14 protein-coding genes are annotated in these 14,895 nt (G+C 38.6%); 3 read left to right on the top strand and 11 right to left on the bottom strand.

Annotated features, from left to right (window positions below; genetic code table 11):
* Positions 1–29: 29 nt before the first annotated feature.
* The gene (locus AC1EU2_RS04105; protein ID WP_480296722.1) at positions 30–992 is read left to right on the top strand and encodes a hypothetical protein; all 963 of its coding nucleotides are present in this window, start codon (positions 30–32) and stop codon (positions 990–992) included.
* A gap of 115 nt (positions 993–1,107) precedes the next feature.
* Here AC1EU2_RS04105 and AC1EU2_RS04100 read toward each other — a convergent pair whose 3' ends face one another.
* The 10 genes from AC1EU2_RS04100 to AC1EU2_RS04055 form a co-directional block, all read right to left on the bottom strand.
* A complete protein-coding gene (locus AC1EU2_RS04100; RefSeq protein ID WP_480296721.1) occupies positions 1,108–2,865 on the bottom strand; it encodes a hypothetical protein in 1,758 nt (585 codons plus the stop codon).
* 159 nt (positions 2,866–3,024) lie between these two features.
* On the bottom strand, positions 3,025–3,873 hold the full coding sequence (kdsA, locus tag AC1EU2_RS04095; RefSeq protein WP_480296720.1) for a 3-deoxy-8-phosphooctulonate synthase: 849 nt from the start codon (positions 3,871–3,873) through the stop codon (positions 3,025–3,027).
* A gap of 44 nt (positions 3,874–3,917) precedes the next feature.
* Positions 3,918–5,165, bottom strand: coding sequence for a DUF819 family protein (locus tag AC1EU2_RS04090; RefSeq protein WP_480296719.1), 1,248 nt, complete (start codon positions 5,163–5,165; stop codon positions 3,918–3,920).
* A gap of 67 nt (positions 5,166–5,232) precedes the next feature.
* Positions 5,233–6,021: a transglutaminase family protein gene (locus AC1EU2_RS04085; RefSeq protein ID WP_480296718.1), complete on the bottom strand. Its 789-nt coding sequence runs from the start codon at positions 6,019–6,021 to the stop codon at positions 5,233–5,235.
* On the bottom strand, positions 6,018–6,407 hold the full coding sequence (locus AC1EU2_RS04080) for a SirB2 family protein (RefSeq protein ID WP_480296717.1): 390 nt from the start codon (positions 6,405–6,407) through the stop codon (positions 6,018–6,020). Before AC1EU2_RS04080 ends, AC1EU2_RS04085 begins: the two co-directional genes overlap by 4 nt.
* A gap of 542 nt (positions 6,408–6,949) precedes the next feature.
* The gene (prmC, locus tag AC1EU2_RS04075; protein ID WP_480296716.1) at positions 6,950–7,795 is read right to left on the bottom strand and encodes a peptide chain release factor N(5)-glutamine methyltransferase; all 846 of its coding nucleotides are present in this window, start codon (positions 7,793–7,795) and stop codon (positions 6,950–6,952) included.
* Between the two features lie 66 nt (positions 7,796–7,861).
* The gene (gene prfA, locus AC1EU2_RS04070; RefSeq protein WP_480296715.1) at positions 7,862–8,944 is read right to left on the bottom strand and encodes a peptide chain release factor 1; all 1,083 of its coding nucleotides are present in this window, start codon (positions 8,942–8,944) and stop codon (positions 7,862–7,864) included.
* A gap of 13 nt (positions 8,945–8,957) precedes the next feature.
* The gene (gene hemA / locus AC1EU2_RS04065; protein WP_480296714.1) at positions 8,958–10,208 is read right to left on the bottom strand and encodes a glutamyl-tRNA reductase; all 1,251 of its coding nucleotides are present in this window, start codon (positions 10,206–10,208) and stop codon (positions 8,958–8,960) included.
* 197 nt (positions 10,209–10,405) lie between these two features.
* Positions 10,406–11,332: a ketopantoate reductase family protein gene (locus AC1EU2_RS04060; RefSeq protein WP_480296713.1), complete on the bottom strand. Its 927-nt coding sequence runs from the start codon at positions 11,330–11,332 to the stop codon at positions 10,406–10,408.
* A 32-nt stretch (positions 11,333–11,364) separates the two neighbouring features.
* Positions 11,365–11,709, bottom strand: coding sequence for a VanZ family protein (locus tag AC1EU2_RS04055; RefSeq protein WP_480296712.1), 345 nt, complete (start codon positions 11,707–11,709; stop codon positions 11,365–11,367).
* Between the two features lie 104 nt (positions 11,710–11,813).
* Here AC1EU2_RS04055 and AC1EU2_RS04050 point away from each other — a divergent pair, with 104 nt between their 5' ends.
* Positions 11,814–12,299, top strand: a complete 486-nt coding sequence (locus AC1EU2_RS04050; protein ID WP_480296711.1) for a YajQ family cyclic di-GMP-binding protein — start codon at positions 11,814–11,816, stop codon at positions 12,297–12,299.
* Between the two features lie 233 nt (positions 12,300–12,532).
* Here AC1EU2_RS04050 and AC1EU2_RS04045 read toward each other — a convergent pair whose 3' ends face one another.
* Complete coding sequence (locus tag AC1EU2_RS04045; protein WP_480296710.1) at positions 12,533–12,775, bottom strand: hypothetical protein; 243 nt, start codon at positions 12,773–12,775, stop codon at positions 12,533–12,535.
* A gap of 545 nt (positions 12,776–13,320) precedes the next feature.
* Between AC1EU2_RS04045 and AC1EU2_RS04040 the strand changes: the two genes are divergently transcribed.
* Complete coding sequence (locus tag AC1EU2_RS04040) at positions 13,321–14,571, top strand: hypothetical protein (RefSeq protein ID WP_480296709.1); 1,251 nt, start codon at positions 13,321–13,323, stop codon at positions 14,569–14,571.
* Positions 14,572–14,895: the final 324 nt, after the last annotated feature.

The raw sequence follows: 14,895 nt of genomic DNA, 5'->3' as shown, positions 1-14,895 counted from the left end.
TAGCTCCCTACTAAAACTGGGTGCAAATTATGTCTGAAGTAGCAGCTAGTCAATCTAAGCTTGTTTGTTTGTTCGATAGAGATTGGTCAGAGAGCGAGGAGCAAATAACTCCTGAAATTCAAACGTTCAATAAATTACAAACCACCTTGGAACAAAACCCTAATCAAATTTTTGAAGTGATATTCATTAATCGAAAGTCTGGTCACCCTTATACTTATTGTATGTGGTGTACTGAAAGTTTAATAGGTGCAGAAGGAACAGAAGAAACTGATGTAGTGAGGAGGTTTCATTCAACTTTGCCTGGCCTAGAATTAAAAAAAGACGAAGGTTTACAGAATATCTTACAATCAAATATTACCGACATTATGAATGGCAACGTTGCTTATCGAGCTGATGAGTCCAAGAAGTACCAAGGAATGGTGCAAGTTCAGCTTACTCATAGGCTCAATAGGTTAAAAGACGTGATTAAAGCGACCATTCCTACTGAAATCGAAGATAAACCTCTTACAAAAGAAGAGGTGAAAAGCTTATTAGCGGCAGCAGATGAAGATAGTACAGGGCAACGTCCTAGCATTGAGCAAGTCACTCTAGATAATAAAGTAAAACTTGAAGCTAAAAGAAAAGAGTTAGAAAGTATCAAAGGATCATTTGATACAGTTTGTTCTGCATTTGATAATGTAGATAAAAGTGAGGGAGTAAAGGGCTATAATGGCGCTATTCTAGCCTTTAATGAGCTTGTAAGCCGTATCGATCGATTAAATGAGCCTTTAGATTGGAGAGCTGAGGAATATATATCAGAAGCTAAAGGAGCAACCAATTTGAGGCACACTTTTGAAACTCAAGTTGTCGAATTTTTAGATCATCAAATTAAGTTAAGAAAGAATGGAGTTATGGCTTCAAAGAAAAACGAATGCTTGGAGGCACTGGTTGTATTGAGAGAAAGCGCTGCTCCCAAATATAAAGTTCCCGCCCTTTGGACTAAAGTAACTTAGTACAGATAAACTATGAATTTCAATTTAAAATAGTGTTTATGTTTATACAGTATTAACGAGCTTTTAGTTCGTTAAATTGAGTAATTATATTTGTAAACCATATACTTATGGTGATTTAGAAAGTAAGCGTTCGTTGTTTCCTAATGATATTGGGTGTCGAAGTTACGGAGTGAGAAACTCTTGCGTATTCTTGTTCTGCTTTATTTTCCTCAAGTGGGTTGAGTTCACCTGAATCTTCAGATTTTGAAGTTTCTTCGACACGAACAACTACTGCTGCTCCAAGTGATATGACTTCAATTTCATCTTCTGTATCGGATTCGTCTGCATCATAATCCGACTCCATATCACTAAGTTTTCGAGGCTCTAAAGCTTCTGAACTTTCAATTACTTCAAATTCATCATTCGGTTCGGCTTGAGTGCTTGATTGAACAGGATCAACAAGAACAAAAGCATCACGTGCTTCAAATGGGAATAAACCATGGATCTCTCTATATACGCAGATGAGTTCTCTACCATGTTGGCATTGAGGTCGATAAAATAACTCAACCAGTTTTCGTTGATGAGACTCTTTGCTGAACTTTAAGAATTGATAGAAGGTATTTTGAAGCCTTGCTTTCAAGTCATCACAAAGTAAACCACTCATCATCGATTCATAGTTATTTACAAGGTACTCACATAGCTCATGTTCAGGGCAATAAGATTGAAAATAATCTCTACATTGATTCATTTGATAATTTTCGGTATGGAGAATAAGCTTCCAAGCCAATATGAAGTGCTCTTGAGTTGTTTTTGATGGTGTTTTGGGGCACATGATGTCGAGTATGGCTTTGGTCTCAGTATCTTCTTTGATTAAGTTTATAAATTCGGCAAACTTTATTGGACGATTGTTAAGTAGCCCTGATAAGACGGCCTGAATAAAAGTTGAGGAATGCATACTTTCAATGATTTCGAGTGACTCACTATTTTCCTCATCCAAACTATCAGATGTTGGACATGAAGACTGAGTTATATCGGGCGACGGCTCTTCTGTATTTGAAAGTGTAGAAACATGAGATTCATCAGTAGATAGTGATTCATCTTCAGATGATTTAAATACTTTCCAGCTGAATATAAGATCTCTTAAAATTGCAGGAGAAAGGTGAGAGATAAGTTGATATACCTGATCGTTACTCTCAAATTGACTGTCATGAGAAAGAAGGCAAAGTAAACGGCAAACTTGAAGAATTCTATGTTGGTATTGGCCGTCTGGATGAGTAAGATAGTACCAAATAAAGTATTCGTATTCTTTTCTAGCCTTAAGTGCATGCTCATCATTCAATGAGTATTCTGAAATTACATAGTTTGCAAGTGATTTTGGAGATGCCTCTATTAAGCGTGATAAAGCTTTCAAGCGAGAAATCGGTACTACGACGTTGTCAATCCCTTTTGGCGGAATGACTCTTTTTTTCTTTTCGGCATCCGCAGATTTTGAGTCACACGTTTTGACTAGCACCCAATCTGAAATTTGAGACTTACGCTTTTCATTTAAATCAAGGCTATCCAATAAGGTTATGGCTTTATCTTTCATGAATGCTTTAGATGCATATAGAGGCGTTAGAGTCGGACAACTCATAACAGCTTGCCATGCTTTATGATCATTACTATTAACACGTGTATTACTTAAATTTACTCGTCTACGGACAATACCAAAAAAGTAATACACAGTAAGGTGCAGCTCATGACTTTGAGAGTCGAGCTTTAAACGATATGTTTTAGGAATAATTCCTAGCCCTATAATGTCGAACTTTACGCCTTGATAATCAACTTCTTCAAAACCATTATTTTCTTTAAAACTGATTTTAGGCGGAGAGCAACAGGGAGCTGTTGATGACATAATTGCTACTCTACAACACTAGTTATACTTTAAATTTATAGTCGGAATATGAAGAAAATTCGAGGAAGATGAAGAAAAGGTAATCTGAGGTTTAGATCGAAATAATATAACTAATTAAGCCAATCGTTAATTCTTTAACGATTGGCTTAACAAACTGACTTAGATACTCGTGTCCAACTTAGGGAAGGATTTCACTAAATCATCTAAAGATTTCATTTGAGATAAGTAGCCTTCAAGCTTAGAAAGAGGTAATGCGCAAGGGCCATCACATTTGGCATTGTCTGGATCTGGATGTGCTTCAATGAATAACCCCGCTAAGCCAAGTGCCATTCCACTGCGGGCTAATTCAGTAGCTTGTGCACGACGACCTCCAGCAGAATCTGCTCGGCCTCCGGGACGCTGAAGCGCATGCGTAGCATCAAAAATGACTGGGTAACCCGTTTGTTTCATTTCATCCATGCCCAGCATATCAACGACAAGGTTGTTGTAACCAAAGCTGCTGCCGCGTTCACAAAGCATGATTTCATCATTACCTGCTTCGTTAAACTTTTTCACTATGTGGCGCATCTCATGTGGTGCTAAGAACTGCGGTTTTTTAACGTTAATGATTGCACCTGTTTTAGCCATGGCAACCACTAAATCTGTTTGACGTGCTAAAAAAGCCGGCAATTGAATGATATCAACAACCTCAGCAACCGGAGCCGCTTGATGAACTTCATGAACGTCAGTGATGATTGGTAGGTTGAAGGTATTTTTGATTTCTTCAAATATCTTTAAACCTTCCTCCATACCAGGGCCACGGTAAGAGTTAACCGATGAACGGTTTGCCTTGTCGAATGATGCTTTAAACACATAAGGAATGTTTAGTTTTTGAGTAACCTCAGCGTAGGTTTCTGCAATTTGCATTGCAAGATCGCGTGACTCAAGTACGTTCATTCCACCAAAAAGGACGAACGGTTTATCATTGGCAATATCGATATTACCAAGTTTTATGTTCTTTTGGCTCATTATGAGTGCCTCTAACATGGCGCCCTAAGGCGCCTAAGTGATAATTAATTCGTTAAGGTTTGCAGTAATTGACCACAGAACCAAGCCGCATAAGTACCTACGGCATAACCAAATACAGCTAGTAATACGCCGACTGGCGCCAGTGAAGGATGAAATGCTGCTGCAACTACTGGTGCAGATGCTGCGCCGCCGACGTTGGCTTGGCTACCCACGGCCATATAAAAGAGTGGTGCTCTTATTAGCTTGGCGATAATTAACATAAAGGCTGCGTGAACAATCATCCAGCTAATACCTAATAAGAAATAAATAGGTGTTTCTAGAATTTTCAATACATCCATATGCAGGCCGATAGAAGCGACCAGAATGTATAAAAATGCAGAGGCAACTTTAGATGCACCAGCGGCTTCAACTTCTCTAACTCGTGTGAACGACAGTACAATACCAATTGTTGTAACGGTCACAATCAACCAAAAGAAGCTAGAGGTTAAACTAAAGCGCTTCGTTTCAGGGTAATGTTCAGCAAAGAAAGGACCTAAGAAGTCGGCGATGTAATGCGCTAAACCAGTGATACCAAAACCAATGGCGATAATGAGCATGTAATCACGTAGGCTAGGTTGACGAGAATTTTCCTTTTGGTATTTCTCTACTTTCTGTCTTAGGGTCTCAATTGCAGTGGTATCGGCACCGGTCTTTTTGTCAATTTGTTTATGTTTCGATGCCATAAACAACAATACTGCCATCCATATGTTCGCAACAATAACATCTACGGTGATCATTGCTGAGAAGATGTCGCCGCCAACTTCATAGATTTCCTTCATCGAGGCTTGGTTGGCTCCACCGCCAATCCAACTGCCTGCAAGTGTTGTCATGCCGCGCCATACTGCGTCAGGACCATGTCCGCCTAATAAACTTGGCTCAATAGCCGATACGACTAATAAAGAAACGGGTGCTCCAATGACGATACCTGCAGTACCAACTAAAAACATGATTAATGCTTTAGGGCCAAGATTTAAAATGGCTTTTAGATCGACACTCAGTATGAGAAGTACTAAACAGGCTGGTAATAAGTAGCGTGACGCAACAAAGTAAATCTTTGATTCATGACCATCAACAATACCAAAGGTATTCAATAGTGACGGTAAAAAGTAACAAAGTAGTAATGCTGGTATGTACTTGTAGAATGATTTCCAAAATGGGTGGCTTGAACTGTTGGTATAAAATACAAAGCCTAATATGACCGCGAGCAAACCTAGAACGGTTGCATCGTTAGTAATCAAGACATCATGTGCCATGTCACTTGTCTCCCTTGCGCAATTTTGCAGTTATTATTATTTGCACTCATTATGGTTTGAGTGCTATTTAGTGATAGGTTTCCGTTGTGTCGTTGAGCTCTTGCAATTGAATTTTTACAAGTTCGGTCACGGGGTCGTGAGGGCTTTGTTCGACAAAGTGCTCTAAATCTTCTTTAGCCATCTTGATACAGCCTAATTGCTCTGCAACAAAAGCACGTTCACGGTTTAAATGAGCATCATCACTGTGCCATTCGAGTAGCAAGTTACAGCACTCTAATGCTTGTTCAAATTGATGAGATACGATGCAACCGGCTTTCTGTTCATGCATCATTCGAGACATTAAGCGCTTGTTAGAGGCTGGCTTGAAGTAACTGGTTTTCAGTGGTGCATGATTACCGAGTTCGCCACGAACAAAAGCATGCAACATTTTACGGTTCAGCTCTTTGCCATTGAGTGGGTCAATGAATTTGCTACTTCCCTCAACATTGCTGCGTAAAACAGTATGTCCAGGTAAAAAGATGAGATCGAGCTCTAAATCAAGTTGCTTAGCAAGCAGCTTAAATACTGTTGCTAATGTAGTGCTATTTCCCTGACGACTGATTAAGCACGTACCTAAGTCAGCTGCGTCTGAGCTAAAGTAATCTTCCCGCTGTCGAAAGCCTAAATCTCGGTAAAACCAATTTAATAAAGCATTGAAGCGCTTTTGTTGATTTACGAGATAGTGACTTAACACTGAACCTGATAATTCAAACCAGGCCCATTTGGCGTCTTCTAAACGAGAAAAGCCGAGGTGTTCGCTCAGCTCTAATAGAGATTCAGGTAATTTCACTGAATCAGGTAATGCATATTTACTCATGAAACTATCATTATGGGTTGTTTAAATACGGCCATTCTCGCGGCATAAACAAGCCAACTAATTGCGCCAATGTAGGCGAAAATTTTAAAAATGGCTCCGCGGTCTATTTTCATCGCAATAATACCTAAAACGATATAAGCGGCAACGGCACCAATTTTTTCTGTCAACCAAGTATTTTCAAATGGGTATTGATTAATAATGAAGCACAGAGCAACGCCTGAAAGCAGCAAAAATGTATCAATTACATGTGGTGCAATTTTTAGAAACTTTTTTTCTAAGATAGCGCTGCCACGTAGGTGCAATACAAAACGTACGGTGAAGAAAACGACACTCAGTGCAATTAGCAATAAGTGCAGATGTTTTACCGCAGGGTATAAGCTTGTCATAATTTTTTGGTAGCTCAATAAATGGTTAACGAAAGAAGTAGTTTACCTTATTCATAATACTTTTGGTAATGTGAGTTCTACGATTAAATGACATTGAAATTTCTTTATTTTAATAAAGTATGCATTGCGAGTGACAATCATAGAAATAAATTCAAGTGCGGCTGATGATAAAATATTACAAAGCCTACATTTTTTACACGCAAAGCTACATAGCAAAAAAGAATTCTTTTGATTAGAGGCCGTTCCCAATTAACGATTTCGATTTGCTGTTGTAGATTTTTTGTTTATTCAAGACGACGAATGCGAGGTGTAGTTGTTCTACATAAGCATTCGGCAATACAGAAGAAAGGAAAATTTAAACAGCCTTTCGGATTACGTCTAAAATCGAAATGACTAATTGGGAACGGCCTCTAGGCTCTGTTTAGCGTTATTCAACTACTGGTAAAAATTAGCTCAAAAAATCGAGATAGCGTTAATCGTTTTGTGTCAGATGTTGTTGAAAACTTGCTGACATCGCTAAGTGTAAAGCTTCAAAGTGAAAGTTAGCTGAATTTACCAATAGTACAGCGCTCATTACTGCCAAAATCTCTTACTGTCCCTACGTTGCAGTAACCAAGACTCTCAAGCTTTTTCCTTAATTGAATGCCTTGCTGGTAGCCGTGTTCCATTAACAAGTAACCGTTAGTGTTTATATGGTTTAATGCATGTTCTGCAATAAAGTATAAATCTGCAAAACCATGATCAGCTGCAGTAAGTGCACTTTGAGGTTCAAAGCGAACATCACCCTCACCCAAGTGGTGATCGTCTTCATCGATATAAGGCGGGTTAGATACAATTAAGTCAAATTGTTGTTCGGCAATGGCTGAAAACCAATCACTTTGTAGAATTTCAACGTGAGGTAGCGCTAGGTTCTGTCGATTGAGTTTGGCCAGTTCTACCGCATCTTCAATCTTATCAACAGCAGTAATTTGCCATTTGGGCCTTTCAGAACCCAAAGCGAGAGCGATTGCGCCAGTACCAGTGCCTAAGTCGAGTACTCTAGCATTTTCTGGTAGGGTTAAGTTCAATGCAGTTTCGACTAAAATTTCAGTGTCAGGTCTTGGGATTAATGTCGTGTCATTCACTAAGAAAGGTAAAGACCAAAACTCACGTTCGCCGATAATATGTGCCACGGGAATGCCCGTTTTGCGTTTGGATATCATCAGGCTAAATTGCTGCCATTGTTCTTGATTGAGTGCTTTATCTGGCCACGTATACAGATAGGTACGATTTTTATTTAGACAATGCTGTAAGCATACTTCTGCATCAAGTTGAGCCGACTCAGAAGTCTGCATTAATTCTTGATAAGCCCATTGTATTGATGCCGAAATGGTTGACTGTGACGACATTGCCTTGTCCTTTTTGGGAAGGTGATTTTAAGCCATATTCATAGTTTGAATATGGCTTAAGCTGCTTTACTCAGCTAATGCTGCAAGTTGATCAGCTTGATGCTCTAGCATTATCGGTTCTAAAATCGCATTCAAATCACCTTCCATAACATCACCTAACTTATAGAGTGTTAGGTTAATACGGTGATCACTTACACGGCCTTGCGGGAAGTTATAGGTACGAATACGTTCAGAACGATCACCACTAGCAACAAGGTTACGGCGTGTTGACTCTTCTTCACTTCGGCGCTTTTCATCTTCAACTGCTTGCAGGCGAGCGGAAAGTACACTCATTGCTTGAGCACGGTTTTTATGTTGTGAACGTTGATCCTGACATTCGACGACAATACCTGATGGAATGTGAGTAATTCGAATGGCTGAATCGGTTTTGTTCACGTGCTGACCACCAGCACCTGAAGCACGGAAAGTATCGACTTTTAGATCGGCAGGGTTAACTTCAATGGCTTCTGCTTCTGGAATTTCAGGCATAACAACAACCGTACAAGCTGAAGTATGAACACGACCCTGTGATTCAGTTTCTGGTACACGCTGAACACGGTGACCACCTGATTCGAACTTAAGCGTACCGTAAGCACCATCACCAGAAACTTTCACGATCATCTCTTTATAACCACCATGATCGCCCTCATTGGCGTTCATGACTTCCATAGGCCATTTGTTGGCTTCACAGAAGCGACTGTACATTCGGAATAAATCACCAGCAAAAATCGCTGCTTCATCACCACCAGCACCCGCACGAATTTCAATGAATGCATTGTGATCATCATTAGGATCTTTAGGTAGCAATAGGATTTGTAACTCACCCTCTAATGCTTCCAAAGCGGATTTCGCTTCTTTGATCTCTTCTTGTGCCATTTCTTTAAGATCTGGATCATCTTCAGCTAGCATTTCTTCTGCTGTTTCTAGATCTTGCTGTGCTTGTTGGAAAGCTTTAAAACTTTTTACCACATCTTCAAGCTGTGCGAATTCTTTTGAAAGGGCACGGAATTTATCTTGATCAGCGATCACACTGGCATCGCCCAATAGAGCGGTAACTTCATCATTACGTTCTAACAAGCCTTCAAGCTTGCGAATAACGGATTCCTTCATTTGGGATACGACCTTAGTGTTTATCAAGCCCGAGTACGGACTTTAATGTTTCTAGTGTACTCATGTCACCTTGACGACTGGCTTTAGTCAGCGCTTGTGTCGGTGCATGGATAAGTCGGTTGGTCAGCTTATTGGCTAATTCTAGAAGAACTTGCTCGTTATCGCCGCCTTGAGCAATCTTATTTAAGGCTTTTTCAACAAGTTCATCTTTTACCGCTAAACTTTGAGTTCGGTATGCTCGAATACTATCAACATTATCAAGAGAACGCAGCCACTCCATAAATTGAGCCGCTTCTTGATTAGCAATTATTTCAGCTTCTTCAGCCGCTTGTTTTCGAGATTCAATATTTTGTTCGATGATGCTGTGTAAGTCATCGACGGTATACAAAAACGCATCATCCAGTTCACCAACTTCTGATTCGATATCACGAGGTACGGCAATATCGACTAATAGCATAGGTTGATGACGACGCTGTTTTAGTGCTCGTTCGACTAAGCCTTTACCTAAAATAGGCAGTGGGCTTGCGGTCGATGAAATTACAATATCAGCGTGGGGTAAGTGATCAGGAATGCTTTCTAGCGTCACGGCTTTCGCATTAAATTCTTCACACATCCCTTTAGCGCGCTCAAGTGTGCGGTTAGCTACCACCATCTCTTCAACACCGCTGTCTTTTAAATGACGGGCAACAAGTTCAATGGTTTCACCGGCACCAATCAACAATACATTGGTTTTTTGCATATCAGCAAAAATGTGTTTCGCCATACTTACAGCTGCAAAAGCTACAGATACTGCGGCACTGCCAATTTCGGTCTCAGTTCGAATGCGTTTTGCTACTGAAAAGGTATTTTGAAATAGGCGGTCAAGCGTTGCACCGACGGTCCCAGCTTCTTTAGCTTTAGTAAACGATTGTTTCACTTGCCCTAGGATCTGAGGCTCACCTAAAACGAGAGAATCTAAACCAGCAGAGACACGCATTAAGTGATTGATGGCATCGACATCTTGGAGAGTGTAAGTATGCTGGCGAAGTATTTCAGCATCAATACCATGGAATTTTTCAAGCCAAGCTAAAACATCATCGGCTTGAATTCTATTGCAATAAAGTTCAGTACGGTTGCAAGTCGATAAAATCACTGCTTCACCCGTTGGGGTGCGTTGAGCCAAACTTTTCATGGCTTCATGTATCACATCTGGAGAGAAGGCGACTTTTTCACGCAAATCAACAGAAGCAGTTTTATGGTTTACACCAATTGCAACTAGGCTCATCTAAACTCGTTCGAACTGAAAATTAAGAATTACTCACACAGGGACGCTATTCTACTTGATAACGTCTTTTTAACCAATGCCATTTTAAGTAGCTGACTATAAATTAATTTAGGTTTTCTTAGCTTCGGCCTCAGTAACCTGATGTGTTACAACTGTGGTTACATATCGATGGTTGCGCATTCTATATCATCTGATGCTTATTGACCTTGCTGGCTTAGCAATCGAATCGAGTCTAATAACTTTTTGTTAGTTGGAATATGTATTTGGTGTTTATGGGCTAACTTCACGAGATAACCGTTGATATAGTCGATTTCTGTTTGGCGCTGATGCGCAATGTCTTGGTGCATTGATGAGTAATTGTTTTGAGTCAACTTAATTACCTCATGCACTCGATCATGGACGAGTGTGCGCTCAATGGGCAGTTTTTCATGCTCAGCAACAAGCATGAGTTCAGAAATAATATCTTGAATGGTGTTGCTGTAGTCTTGATGTGCCAGAGAGCCATTCTTACAAGAGTTAATTGCAGTGAGTGGGTTAATGACTGAGTTTACAGCTAATTTGTACCATAAAGACGGTAAGATCTCATCGGTCCATTCACTATTGGGAATAGCCGTTAATAACAATTGTTTTAAGTCATCATTTAATGGTTGACCAATGCAGTGCCCAAGCTGAGTTAGCCCTTTCCCTGTTCGAGTTACTGACCATTTGAAGTCACGAGTTGCACCTTGAGACGTGGTACCAAGTGACAACCCTTGGTTGGCCTTTAAATATTGGCTGATCTCTAAGTGGGGCCCTAAACCATTATGGAGTAGAACAATGTGGCAGTCCTTTGCAAGAAATGGCTCAATACCTTTGATGGCATCCACAACATGATAGGCTTTAACACAGACAATAATGAGTTTAAGTTGTTTTACCAACGGATCACTGGCTGTTAATGCTCTGATTTGATATTGATGTTCGTCTTTATCGAGAGCCGTGAAGTTGACGACTTCATCACAAGAGTAGTCATATTTATGAATGAAATTCAGACGCGCACCCGCTTGGTGCAGTTGGAAACCAATAAGTTGTCCGATTGCTCCAGCACCTAAAATGCCAATTTTGGTTTCAGATAAATTCATATTCATAAAATTGTTTAGATAACTTTCATTCAAAGAAATTATGATGAGCGCTGTTTACGATAACCTAATAATAATAGATAAAAGCCAACAATCCCTAATATGTCAGCAGCAAAATCTGCCCATGATGCGCTGCGGTAGGGTAAATAAGATTGCACAACTTCAATTAGACCTGCATAAGCGATAAGCCCCAACATTAAACGCCACCATTTAGGTTTAAACGCCAAATGGGTTAATGCTGATAATAAGAAAAAGCTACCCATGTGGCCAATCTTATCAATGTGCGGGAACGACTGATTATAACCAGGACGAGAAAATACTAAATAGCTAATGACCAATACAGTGACCACAAGCAGAAATTTAAAGAGATGAGACTGTTTAATCACATAATCGCCCAATATTGAACAAGGCTAAACATCATAATATGGCTTTTATTAAATACCAAGGAAGACTAGAATTATTTCAACATACTTATTTGAGGTAACTTCATATGCCATCTATGGATATCGTGTCCGAAATTGATAAAGTTGAATTGAAAAATGCAGTTGATAATTCAAGCCGTGAACTTTCAAGCCGTTTTGACTTCCGTGGTAAAGAAGCCAGTATTGAATTGAATGATTTTGTTGTAACGGTATCAGCGGAAGATGATTTTCAATGCCAACAATTGATCGATATTTTCCGTATGCAGTTAAGTAAGCGAAATGTCGACCCTGCGGCAATGGATGTGGATGATAAAGCGGTACACAGTGGGAAAACGTTCTCGTTAAAAGTTCGTTTCAAGGAAGGCATTGAAACAGACATTGCAAAGAAACTGGTAAAACTGATTAAAGCGAGCAAACTAAAGGTTCAAGCTGCAATTCAAGGAGACAGTTTGCGTGTAACAGGTAAAAAACGAGATGACTTGCAAGCTGTGATGCGTTTAGCGAAAGAATCTGATTTAGGACAGCCATTTCAGTTTAATAACTTTAGAGACTAGTCTATATCGCACCAGCGAGGGCTCTAACGAATCCCCATTGTTGAGAACGAGAGGATAAGCAAACGCTGAAACGCTGCAAGCCCATCCATGGGCGCTTGGCCTCGGCATCCATGCCTCGGACATTCAGCTTATTGCTTACCCTCTGTCCTATAAATTCAATCAGTCGAAATTTTTGGGGAGCCTTTAGAGTGAGGAAAAGTGCAAGTGATTTCTACTGTGACTACATTTAAGGCTTAACCTTTCAACTTATTAATTTCTTCATTCACTTCATAGCCTTTGTCTGTAATGATTTTCTCTAATACAACTAAGCGATGCTTGATACTTTCTACTTCATCAATAAGCTTCATTTTATCGCTGCTATCTATTTTGGCTTCAAGCTGTTTCATTCGTAGACGGTACTTAAAAAAGTCTGCTCCAAAGATGGCGAAAAAGACGATGGCAACGATGATGATGTTACTGATATTGCTAATATCCATATTATTCCCTTTAATCATTGTGAATTGATTTATCAAAAAGCATTGAGCAAAGATTGAGCCAAAAAATGAAAGCCCTTTATGTACTGCCTTTACAGGCTTTCGTCTTCATCGCATTGAATAACAAAAGCTAAAGTTTTGCTTTTTTTATCACTAATTAGTGATTTTTACCATTGTTCATTGAGTGGGCTTAGTATTATCACCTAGGCGCAAGTTGAATAATTTTAGAGATTAACTTTCTTCAATGCTGTATAGGTAAGCAGTTTAAAACAGCTTACCTTAAATATTGATATTAAATACTAAATCTTCATTGGCCTTTCTAACTGTAGGTGATGAATTGTCTTCTCTGATATTTAAAAATTTACTACGCAAACGCAATGACGACAGTAATACATTGAGTGATAAAATTAATTCTGATTAACAAAAGGTGCGCACTTATAAAGCTCATATTATTATTAGTGAATTAAGCTTGAGAGTACTGAAGACCTAGAATAAATATTTAGGTAGTTACGTTTTATTCATTTAAGTTATAAATAAAGGCGTCCATTGTGGAGGGTAAAATAAAAAATCAAAATCATTCAGTGTACTTTCTGGATGATTTACAAGAGTTGTTTGAACTAAAAAACACTCTAAGTACTCGGCAGAAAGTAAGTGTTTGGACAGACGAAAAGCATTATTTTTTTGATATTGAAAAGCCGGTACTGAGTCAAGGAAAGCTCATGACTAAAGTTTCAGCTTCATATTTGAACTTTAATACGGAAGGTGTATTTGAAACCAATGAGTTGTCAGCACAAGAAGTAATAGACTTTATATCTCAATACTCTAAGACTAAGAACAAATCAGTTAATCCAGGAGTTCTCAAGGATTTTTTTGAAGCATCAACTTCAAAGCCCTTACCCCAGAATAAAGCCAAATTGGCAGAGGAGGCAACGGCTAGAATAGTTGCAAAATCATATAAAGAACAGGAGGTTGATATTGTTCCAACTTGTTTGGATGAGTTTGAAATTATTAAAATTTCAAAAGAAGGAATAGATTTATCAACTGTTAGCACAACACCCAAAGAACCTTTGCCTTTCTGGAATGATGTAATTTTAATACAAGAAGATGACACACTTTGGCTGGGTAAAGATAAAGATGTATTAAGTTGTAGAGAGGAATTGGAAAGTTTAAAAGAGAACGAAGAATTATCATTGAAGATTAAAGTTCTCATTATTCCTCCTGGTAAGGAAGTTGATTCAGAATCATACAGGTCAGAAACACTTCATCCAGTGAATTTAGTAGTGCGTTGTTTCGATAACGGATTGGTTACTGTAAAACTGAGAGGTACAAAAGAAACTAAAGAAGCAATAAGGGATGTTTTTTTAATTGAGAAGCTGCCAACTCTGCTTAGTGATATTCACTTATGCAATATGAACTGCGGGTGGGAATTAAAAATTCCTAAAGTTGACATGTTGGAGAACGAGTTTTCGACGGTTGCAGTGAAAAAATCGAACTATAATTTATCTATGCTTGAAGAATTCAAATTGAGGGATAGTGATAAAAGATATGAAGAATTTAAAAAGGTTAGTACTGCTAAAAGATTAAGGCAGCTAGCTGTAAAATTAACCCCTGGAGATTCAGTGACACTTATTGAAGATGGGGTACCTTGGACTTTTTATGTCTTCAGAGTTTCATATGGAGGTGAAAAAGTATTCACTTTCAGTTGTATTGATAAAGCATTACAGCAAAATTATAATTCCTCAGCTCTTGATATTTTGTTTTCTAAAATGTACAAAGATTATTATATATTAGGAACATAAAAATATATTAAACAATTTGTTATTTTTGATTTTTAAAAAGCCAATAAGCTTGGTTAGAGAATAACAGTAACATAAAATATATTTTTTAGGGTGTTGAATTGACTTAAAGTAATATCAAATTTCTTTACTGTTACCAATCTAATAAATTTATTTCAGATGTTATATTTATTCTAGAAATTGTTAGATGTTTCTACCTATATTTTAGTTGGAAAAGGCTGTTTATTCAGGGGTTATTTACGGGAATGATTTAGTTTAATAAAAATTATTCCCGCAATCTAATCTGACGATAAATATCATCTGTGATCTTTTGCTCCTTTTTTATTA

The organism is Parashewanella sp. 2304DJ23-3 (assembly GCF_056591695.1).
This window is presented reverse-complemented; position numbering and strand designations above follow the sequence as displayed.